This window comes from Cyanobium sp. NIVA-CYA 375 (assembly GCF_056108345.1).
Genome location: NZ_JBSYHW010000105.1, coordinates 1 through 5,864, shown reverse-complemented (window position 1 = coordinate 5,864; position 5,864 = coordinate 1). Strand labels below are relative to the sequence as shown.

General features: G+C 63.1%; 6 protein-coding genes. 3 read left to right on the top strand and 3 right to left on the bottom strand.

What is annotated here, in order from left to right; all coding sequences use genetic code 11:
• Positions 1-208, top strand: a 208-nt coding sequence (locus AC01FP_RS15685; protein ID WP_474481608.1) for a thioredoxin domain-containing protein, incomplete at its 5' end; no start/stop codon positions are given.
• An 11-nt stretch (positions 209-219) separates the two neighbouring features.
• On the opposite strand, the gene AC01FP_RS15680 is transcribed toward AC01FP_RS15685, so the two are convergent.
• From AC01FP_RS15680 to AC01FP_RS15670, 3 genes are read right to left on the bottom strand one after another with little or no spacing between them, the layout of a single operon-like run.
• Positions 220-1,386 (bottom strand): efflux RND transporter periplasmic adaptor subunit, encoded by a 1,167-nt coding sequence (locus AC01FP_RS15680; protein ID WP_474481607.1) that lies wholly within the window; start codon positions 1,384-1,386, stop codon positions 220-222.
• Positions 1,383-4,490, bottom strand: a complete 3,108-nt coding sequence (locus tag AC01FP_RS15675) for an efflux RND transporter permease subunit (protein WP_474481606.1) — start codon at positions 4,488-4,490, stop codon at positions 1,383-1,385. The genes AC01FP_RS15680 and AC01FP_RS15675 overlap by 4 nt, the downstream gene beginning before the upstream one ends.
• Positions 4,483-5,037, bottom strand: coding sequence for a hypothetical protein (locus AC01FP_RS15670; RefSeq protein WP_474481605.1), 555 nt, complete (start codon positions 5,035-5,037; stop codon positions 4,483-4,485). The genes AC01FP_RS15675 and AC01FP_RS15670 overlap by 8 nt, the downstream gene beginning before the upstream one ends.
• 102 nt (positions 5,038-5,139) lie before the next feature.
• Here AC01FP_RS15670 and AC01FP_RS15665 point away from each other — a divergent pair, with 102 nt between their 5' ends.
• Positions 5,140-5,436, top strand: coding sequence for a response regulator transcription factor (locus AC01FP_RS15665; RefSeq protein ID WP_474481604.1), 297 nt, complete (start codon positions 5,140-5,142; stop codon positions 5,434-5,436).
• Positions 5,437-5,438: 2 nt separating this feature from the next.
• A complete protein-coding gene (locus AC01FP_RS15660) occupies positions 5,439-5,681 on the top strand; it encodes a helix-turn-helix domain-containing protein (RefSeq protein WP_474481603.1) in 243 nt (80 codons plus the stop codon).
• Positions 5,682-5,864: the final 183 nt, after the last annotated feature.

Below are 5,864 nucleotides of genomic sequence, written 5' to 3'. Positions count from 1 at the left end.
GGCCACGGTCCGCTTGCGTAACATGGGCGAGGTGCTGGGCCACTGGCGCACCTACGTGCCATGCGACGACTTCCTCACCCAGCGCGGCGGCACCTTCCTACTGGAACTGGACGACACCTTGCTCTACAGCTTTAAAGACCGCGGCATCCTCGGTTTTTCGGCAACCATGGCCAGGCCGCTCAGCTTCCTGGATCCTTACCTCGCCTGATCCCTACTGCTTCAGGGCACCTTCGTATAAGCAGGTAAGGGGGCGCCGTGCAGCTTTGCCGTGTTGCCGCGCAGCAACAGATCACTGCTGCGTACGCCTTGCAGGATCTCAACCCGCTCAGCCGATTGCTGGCCCAACACCACCGGCACCGACTCCACCATGCCCCGTCGGTATCGGAACACCACTGTCGAGCCATTGAGCAACTGAATGGCATCGGTCGGCACCGTGAAGCGTTGCTCGGAAGATGGCACCAGCACAAAGGCCGTCACCGCCGTACCGGCAGGCGGTATCGGTGCGTCCACCGTCTGGGCGCGCACCACGGTGACGCGTTGGCCAGTGCCAGTGCCAGTCGCCACCGCGATCACGCGAGCCCGCAGATCCCGCGAGCCTGCTTTGACCCGCAACAGCTGGCCGATTTCCAAATTGGCGGCCAGCACCGGCGACACCAAAAACCGCAGTTCACTACCGCGGGCATTGCTGATCTGGGCCACCTCCTCGCCCGCCTGGAGCACCGCTCCGGCTGAGGTGTTCACGGCGGCGACCTGGCCACTGATGGGGCTGCGGATCAGCAGGCGTCCCATGGCATCGGGCTGTCCAATCGCCATGGCCTTGGCAGTCGCCGCCCTGGCGGCGCTGGCTGCGGTGACGCTGGCAATGCGGCGGCTCTCTAGCTCCTGGGCTGAAAGTGCACCCTGCTGCCCCATGGGCAGGGCCAGGCGGTACTGATAGGCCAACGAATGCGCCGTTGCCCGGGCTGCATCCGCATCGGCGCGTGCAACCGCCGCTTCGGGACTTTGAACCTCTGCGAGCGGCTCCCCTGCCTGCACGGCAGCGCCTGGCGATACCAGCAGTCGCACAATGCGGCCTGCCACCGGTATGCCCGCACTGGAGTGCGCTCCGACGGCTGCTTCCACAAAGCCGGAGATCGGGCGTTCGCTGCCCGTGCCCAGCTCCGGCCGAACGGTTCTGAGCCCTGAGCGCCTCAGTTGCTCTTCACTGAAGGCGAGGGCGCCGTTGCGATTGCTGCTTTCTGTTGGGGCAGCCGGGGGAGCTGCGGCTGAACGCCCTTGAAGGCGCCCCAGCGCAATGCCCAGCAGCAGCGATCCACCAATTGCCAGAGGAAGCAACATGCGGGGCTGACGCAGACGGTCCGTGATGCATTGCAGGCTCGGGGTCATGGCTGGGACGCAACAGGGGGCAGCAGCCAACGGCCGAAGCGGGCATATAGGGATGGAATCACCAGCAGCGTCAGCGCCGTAGAGGTGATCAGACCGCCGAGCACCACGATCGCCAGGGGCTGGAGAATTTCGTTGCCAGCCCCAAAGGCCAGGGCCAGCGGCAGGGCGCCTAGAGCGGATGAAAGGGCGGTCATCAGGATCGCGTTGAGTCGCTCCAGGCTTCCTTCACGGATCACCTGATCCAACGGCTGGCCATCGGTGTGGCGGTTGTTGTAGTTGTCGACCAGCAGCAGTCCGTTGCGCACGGCAATACCAAAGAGCGTGATAAAGCCGATCAGCGAGGCGATCGAGAGCACCCCACCTGTAAGCAACACCGCCGCCACCCCACCGATCAGGGCTAGGGGTAGGTTGAGCATGATCGCCACTGTTGCCGGTAGGGACTTCAATGAAGCCGCCATCAGCACGCTGATTACAACAACAGCAACCAGGCTGTAAAAAACCAGGCTGCCGGTTGCCCGTTCCTCCGACTCGAACTGTCCTCCGTAGCGAATCGAGTAACCCTGGGGCAGGCGCACCGCGCCTGCGAGGGTGCGCTGGATGTCCATCACTACGCTGCCCAGCGGCCGGCCGCTGACGTTGGCCGACACCACGATCAGGCGGGAGAGCTCCTCGCGATTGATGACGTTCGACCCCAGCCCTTCCTCGATCCAGGCCACACTGCCCAGGGGCACCGTCATGCCGTTGGTGAAGGCCACCGGCAGCGAGCGAATCGCATCAAGGTTCTGGCGGGCGTTTTCCTTGAGCTGCACGATCACCTCGCTGCGGACCCCTGTATCCACCACGTGGCCGGCCACCTTGCCGTTGAGGGCGATTTCCACGGCTTGTGATAGCTCATCCACCGTCAATCCCAGGGCCGCTGCCAGTGGACGGTCGTAGTGAATCTGCACCTGGGGGATCGGCAGTTGGGGCTCGAGCTGCAGATCAACGATCCCGTCGATCGGCTCGATCGCCTTCTCCACGGCTTCGCCGAGGCGACGCAGCTCGCCAAGGTCGGTGCCGTAGATCTTGATGGCGATGGCACTGCGCACCCCGGAGAGCACCTCATCCATGCGGTGGGAGATGAAACCGCCGATGTTGGGAGCCACGCCTGGCAGGCGTAGGAAAGCCTGCCGCAGCTCGACAATGGCAGCAGGCCGGTTGGCCATGGCCTCTGCACTCAGCTCGACATCCACATGGGCCAGGTTTACGCCCGCGCCATCGGCATCACCGGGCGCCCGGCCGGTACGCACTTGCACCCATGAGAAGAGGGAATTGTTCTGCAGGGAACGGGTCAAGGCCAAGCCGGCCCGGTTGGTCATCTCCAGGGAGACCCCTGGATAAAGCACCATCGAATTCACTAGGGATTGTTCACGAAATTCCGGCAGAAACACCCTTCCCAGAACCGACAGGATCAAGATTGCGGCCACCACCAGGGCTAGGGCACTGGCCAGCACCCGCTTGGGTGAAACCAGCACCAGATCGAGGATCGGCCTGTAAATCCGCTCGGCCTTATTTGCCAGCCAGGTGTTTTCGTCTGGCAGCTGTTCGGGAGCTAGCAGAATGGCGCAGAGAGCCGGCGAGAGGGTTACCGCCACCAGCGTGGAGGCTCCGATCGACAACAGATAGGCCATACCCATGGGCGCAAAGATCTTTCCTTCCACCCCAGTGAGCGAGAAGATCGGCGCAAACACAACCGCGATAATCAAGGTAGAGAACAACACCGGTTGGCGCACCTCCACAGAGGTGTCGAACACCACCTGTAGGGGAGATTTTGGCGTCGCGTTCTTCTGGTTGCTGCGAAGGCCTCGATAGCAGTTTTCCATGTCCACGATCGAGTCGTCGACCACCGAACCGATTGCTATTACCAGCCCGCCGAGGGTCATGGTGTTGATGCCGAGGCCGAGGGCCTTCATCAGCATCAACCCGATCAGCAGGGAGAGCGGAATGGCGCTGAGGCTGATCACGGCGGCCCGCCAGTTCATCAGGAACAGCACGATCACCAGCGACACAATCACCACCCCCTGCAGCAGTGATTCGCTCACATTGCGGATGGCACTGTCGATGAAGTTGCTCTGGCGGAAGGTCTGCTGCTGTTGCACATCGGCCGGCAGGGTGCGGTTGAGTTCGTTTAGGCGCTGCTCGACCGACCGCGTCACCGTGGGGGTGTCCACCTCTGGCTGCTTGGTCACCATCAGCACCACCGCAGGTTTGCCGTTGAAACTGGCGTCGCCCCGTTTGAGTGCCGCGCCGCGCTTCAGCTCGGCCAGGGTTGAGAGCTGCACCGGTTGGCCTTGCACGTTGCGCACAACGGCATCAGCCAGATCGCTCACCTGGGTGATCTGGGCCATCGGGCGGATCTGCCGCTCCTGGCCGCCGCCGATCAGAAAGCCGCCGGGGCTGGTGGCCATGGTCCCAGACACCCCCGCCAGCACCGACGACAGCGAGACCCCCTGTACCTGCAGCTCCTGAGGGTCGAGTAGCACCTGATATTGCTGCTCATCACCGCCGTAAATTGTCACCTGGGCCACCCCCGGCACCGCCAGAATCGATTGGCGATAGGAGCGCAGCACCAACTGCTGCAGATCCATCAGCGAGGTGGCGCCATCACCCTTCACCGTGAAGGCCACCTGCAGGATCGTGCCGAGTGGTGAAACCAGTGGTGAAAGTTCGGGACCACCAGCATTGGCGGGCAGCTGGGTGCTCACCTGCTGCAGCCGTTCAGCCACCGATTGGCGGGCGCGGTAGATGTCGGCGTTCTGGTTGAACACCACCTGCACCATTGACAATCCCGCCTTCGAGGAGGAGCGCACGGTCTCCACCCCGGCGATGCCGTTCACGGCCGCTTCGATCGGCAAGGTGAGGCGGGTTTCCACCTCCTCCGGCGAGAAGCCGGCGGCGCTGGTTTGCACATCCACCTGGGGAGGCGCAAACGGCGGGAAAACATCCAGCGGCATCTGAGCCACGCTAAGCATGCCCCAACAGCCGATGACAACAGCCGCAGCAACGATCACCCAGCGCCGGGCGATCGAAAAGTGCAGGGTGGCGTTGAGCAGCCGCTCAAGCATTCGTCTTCCTGCGGCGGCTCAACCAGATCCCGCCACCCGCCAGAATCACTGCTGCACCAGCAGCCAGGGCAGGAAGCGGCAGGCTGTCGGCTCCTGCAGTCTTGATTCCTGCAGTCTTGGTTGCTACTGGCTCAGCCTGCTGCGTTTTCATCGACTCGGCGTAGAGCGAGAGCGCGCCCGAAGCCACCACGTCATCGCTGGGATCGATGCCCTTCGTCACGGTCACTCGATCGCCCTGGCTGGCGCCGGTCTCCACAAAGACCGGGTCGTAGGTCTGCTCGGTCTGCACAAACAGCAGGGGTTTGCCATCGGCATCCACCAGGGCTGTCGCGGGCACGGTGAGGCCATCGGGGCCGCGCTCCGGTTTTACCGTGACTACCCCCAGCAACCCATCGCTTTCGGCATTGCGCTTCACCTGGCGAGCATTCCCCTGCTGCTGAAACTCATCGCCATGGCCGACGTGGGCCATGGCCCCAGGGGGGATGGCGAGCAGGGCTAAGGCAGTCAGGCTGGTGCTGGCGGCGAGCCGCAGGATCCGGTTGCGCAAGACCCGGGAAAGCGAGGGATGCTGAAAGGATCGCGCAGCACCGACGAAAATAGGTGAAATCGCCCGTGCTCACTAGCATCTGCCAGACAGAGCCCAAGCCTTATGCCGCTGCGGATGCTGCTGGTGGAAGACGAGGAGGATCTGGCTTATGCCGTCCAAAAGGTGCTGCAACAGCAGGGCCATGTTGTGGATCACTGCACCAGCGGCCTGGAGGGCTTGAGCTTTGCCAGCGGGTGCGGGCAGCCGGCCCGAGCTGAGACAGCCGATCGGGTAGAGGGTCTTGATGCCGGTGCCGACGACTACCTCATCAAGCCCTTCGCCATGGAGGAGCTGCTGGCCACTACCGATTGGATCTCGGCAGTGACTAGCTGCTCGATACCACGGCAACTGGAGAGTTAACTGTGAAGCTCTCCGCCAAAGAACAACAGTTGCTGGCCTATTTCTTAGAGCACCCAGGCCAGATCATCCCCGGCGCACGGCTGCGCAGCCAACTGTGGGATCTGCATCAGGACCAGGTGAGCAACGTGGTGGCGGCCCAGGTGCGGCTACTGCGACGCAACCTGTCGGCCCATGGCCTGCCATCGCCTATTGAAACGGTGCCCAGCAAGGGGTATCGCTTTGCCCTGCCCCCAGGCGATCGCTAGCCGGCACGGTGGTTTGATCACGGTGCAGTCCGCTCCGTCGGAGGGCAGTTGCTTTTGCGTGGTGCTGCCAGTTGCCGACTAACCAACAAAAAAGCCCCCTCTGGCGAGGGAGCTTTTGGGATTCCGTTATTACCCAGCCGTAGCTGGGCTGTTGACTATCAACCGATTGCAGGTGCGGTCAGT

Coding starts and splice junctions, on each gene's coding strand:
- AC01FP_RS15675 (WP_474481606.1), bottom strand. CDS start 4,490: ATGCTTGAGCGGCTGCTCAACGCCACCCTGCACTTTTCGATCGCCCGG.
- AC01FP_RS15665 (WP_474481604.1), top strand. CDS start 5,140: ATGCCGCTGCGGATGCTGCTGGTGGAAGACGAGGAGGATCTGGCTTAT.
- AC01FP_RS15680 (WP_474481607.1), bottom strand. CDS start 1,386: ATGACCCCGAGCCTGCAATGCATCACGGACCGTCTGCGTCAGCCCCGC.